General features: G+C 70.4%; 1 protein-coding gene. It reads left to right on the top strand.

The annotated features are described in order from the left end of the window. Nucleotides 1-212: 212 nt before the first annotated feature. Nucleotides 213-1576 (top strand): acyl-CoA dehydrogenase family protein (locus tag HC022_RS26175; RefSeq protein ID WP_167454328.1); only part of this gene is annotated, 1364 nt, incomplete at its 3' end.

Below are 1576 nucleotides of genomic sequence, written 5' to 3'. Positions count from 1 at the left end.
TAGGTCACGTGCAGGACGCGCCGCCGCGTTTCCAGTTCGGTCTGCATGATCTCCTCCCCCAGGGAACAGTCCGTAGCGGCACCACTATAGCATCGCGTGCCCGTCGCGCAAAGAAACGTCCCCGTGTGATCGCGGGCGGCGTGGACCCCGGCGCGTTTGCCCCGTGGCGGCCCGCGCTGCTACACTTCTCCCGGCACGAGGGAGGACGCGCCATGGCAGCGATCGAGGGAGAGGCCGAGCTGGGCACCCACCGGGTCGAGAACCAGCCGCCCGGCCGCGGCGATCTGGATCTCGTGGGCGGCGACCGGCCGTTGCAGGACGCTCTTGCCGGGCTGGATGCTGCGCGCAGCGCCGAGCTTTCCCCCTACGGGCTGGCGCTCGTTCCCTCTCAGATGCGGTGGTCTTCCCGCGACGCCAAACTCCCCCCCCCCGAGCTGCAGGGCTACGACCGGGGCGGGCGGAGGCTCGACGAGCTGCGCTTCCACCCGGCCTATCACCTTTTCATGGAGCTCTCGGTCTCGGCCGGCTACCACGCGCTGCCGTGGGAAGGGCAGGGCGGTGGGCACCTCGCCCACGCGGCGATGGTCTATCTGGCAAGCCAGGTGGAGCCCGGCCATTGCTGCCCGCTGACCATGACCTACGCCGGGATCGCGGCGCTTTCGGACCGGCATGGCGCAGTCGCGCAGCGCTGGCGCAAGGCATTGATGTCGCGGCACTACGACCCCTCGGTGCGCGAGCTGTCGCAGAAAGCCGGCGCGACGCTCGGCATGGCGCTGACCGAGAAGCAGGGCGGGTCGGACGTGCGCAGCAACGCCACCATCGCCGAACCCGACGGCGACGTCTGGCGGCTTACCGGCCACAAGTGGTTCTGTTCGGCGCCAATGTCGGACGGGTTCCTCACGCTGGCGCAGGGGCAGGAGGGGTTGAGCTGCTTCCTCGTGCCGCGCTGGCTCGAGGGCGGCCGCAACGGCATCCGCATCGCGCGGCTGAAGGACAAGCTCGGCAACCGCTCCAACGGCTCGTCCGAGATCGAGTACGAGCGCGCGCTGGCATGGCCGCTCGGGGCACCGGGCGAGGGCGTACGCACGATCATCGAGATGATCCACCACACCCGGCTCGACACGGCGATGGCGCCGGCGGGGCTGATGCGCGCGGCGCTGGCCGAGGCGCATCACTGGGTGAGCCACCGCTCGGCCTTTCAGCGCAGGCTGATCGACCAGCCGCTGATGCGCACGGTGCTGGACGACCTCGCGCTGGATCTCGAGGGCAGTCTCGCGCTCGGGCTGCGAGTGGCGGGGGCCTTCGACGGCACGGGCGAGGCCGACCGCGCCTTCGCCCGCATCGGCGTGGCGCTGGCGAAGTACCTCTCCAACAAGCTCTGCCCGGTGGTGGTCTGCGAGGCGATGGAGATCCTCGGCGGCGCGGGGTACGTCGAAGACGGGCCGCTGCCAATGCTCTACCGAGAGGCGCCGCTCAACGGCATCTGGGAGGGCTCGGGCAATGTCATCTGCCTCGACGTGCTGCGGACGCTGACCCGCGATCCCGCGGCGCGCGAGGTGCTGATGGACGAATTCAG

The sequence above is a fragment of the Salipiger sp. HF18 genome, from assembly GCF_011806505.1.
Classification (GTDB): Bacteria; Pseudomonadota; Alphaproteobacteria; order Rhodobacterales; family Rhodobacteraceae; genus Salipiger; species Salipiger thiooxidans.
The sequence above is the reverse complement of the archived record's forward strand: the minus strand, read 5'-3'. Positions and strand labels throughout refer to the sequence as shown.